The following is a 1,698-nucleotide window of genomic DNA, read 5'->3' as shown; positions in this document are numbered from 1 at the left end:
GCGCGAGCCCGGCCAGCGCCTCCTGGTCTCCGCACGCCGTCGCGCGCGGCCTCGCGCCGCCGACCAGCGCCTCGGCACGGTCGAAGCGTCGCGCCTGCTGCCAGGCGGTCGCCGCTTCGATGGTGGCGCGCAACGCGCCCGCCGTGTTGCCGGCCGCGTCGTCGAGCCGCGCGGCGGTGGAGAGGTCGGCAGCCGCAGCCTCGAAGCGCGCCGCTAGCGCATGCGCCTTCGCGCGGCCCCGCCAGGGCGCGGGCGAGGTGTCGGGTTCGAGGGCGATGGCGGCATCGAAGGCGCGCATCGCGCCGGCTGCGTCACCTCGCGCGAGTTCGATCTCGCCCAACTCCGCCTGCGCGGCGGCCTGCTCCCTTGGATGCTGCGCGGCGAGCGCCAGCGCGGCCCGCGCAGCGGCCGCCGCATCGTCCAGCCGACCCTGGAGTCGCCGCGCCGTCGCACCCAGCCGCAGGCAGCGCGCCTCGTCGCGCACGGCAGCGCGCGCGCGATGAATGGCGGCCGCCTCGTCGATCGCCGCCACCGCATCGGCCATGCGACCTTCGTGCACGAGCGCATCGGCATGACGCAGCAATGCCTCGGCCAGCGCCGGGGCATCGCCGCCCGCACGGGCCGCGTCGACGTTGCGCAGTGAGATCTCGACGGTGGAACTCATGCTGGCCCCTGCTCCTGTTCCGGTGGGCGCTGCGTGACGATCTTGCCTTCGCCTTCGAGCCGCCGGGCAGTGGCCTCGATCGCGATGGCGCGCTCGTTGCGATGCTGCACGGCCCATGCGCTCAATTGTGCGGCGAGCGACGCCACATGCTGCTGCCGCTCGTCCGCCGCATCCTGCAGCGATGCGCCGCGGGTCGTCGCGGCATCGCGGCGCCGGCGCGCCTCGGCCAGCGTGGCCTCATTGGCGTCGCGCAGGCCGGTGGCGCCTTGGTCGGCGGTGTGCAGGCGCTGGTCGGAGCCCTCGGCCTGCTCGCCCGTCGCATCCAGGCGCCGGGCATCGACCAGCAGCTCGCCCTGCCGTGCCGGCTGTTCGGTGTCCACGCCGAGCATCCGGGCACCCATCTGATCGAACGCGGCCTGCATTTCCTGCGCTTCCCTGTTCATCTGCGCCATCTTGTCGCCGGCATCGCCGGGCAGTTCCGATGCGATGCTGGTGAAGCCCTCCCACGCCGCCAGCGGCACGGAGAGCGCGGCCAGGCCCGTGGCGCGGCTCGGATAGCCGGCGACCAGGCCCGCGGCTTCCTGCTGGCGCCGCTGCTGGTCCTGGTTGGCCGCATCGCGGCGTGCGACTGCCGCCTTGTGCGCCGCCACCGCCGTGAGCCCACGCCGCGTGTCGGCCATGGTGTTCGCGATCGGCGCGCGGTTGGCCTGCAGCGACTGCATGCGGTCGTCCTGGTGCTCGGCCTCGCGCTCGGCGCGGGCGCGCACCGCCAGCATGTTGAGGATCTGGTTCTGGATCGCGACGATCTCCGCCGGTGTGGCGGGCGGCGGCGTGTAGTGCGGGTTGATGCGCTCCACGCCTTCGGCCGGCTGGTTGTCCTCGGTGAACATTTCGCGGTGCGCGGCGCGCTGCTGCGCGTAAGTCGGCGCTTCGCCGCCGCCACCGAAGACCTGCGGCAGGAACAGCGCCCCGACCTGATGCGCGCGCGTGCCGAGGGTCGGCTCACCGGGCCCGGGCTGCGCGCCGCCCACGGG

Annotated in this window: 1 protein-coding gene and 1 pseudogene; both read right to left on the bottom strand. The window is 74.5% G+C overall.

Annotation, left to right across the window (positions count from 1 at the left end; genetic code table 11):
• A pseudogene (locus tag AC1DY5_RS54555) lies at positions 1-664 on the bottom strand (hypothetical protein); the annotation flags it as partial.
• The coding region (locus tag AC1DY5_RS54550; protein WP_478122517.1) for a hypothetical protein at positions 661-1,698 on the bottom strand (1,038 nt) is incomplete at its 5' end. The pseudogene AC1DY5_RS54555 and the gene AC1DY5_RS54550, both read right to left, overlap by 4 nt.

The organism is Variovorax sp. P4_D9 (assembly GCF_056401695.1).
This window is presented reverse-complemented; position numbering and strand designations above follow the sequence as displayed.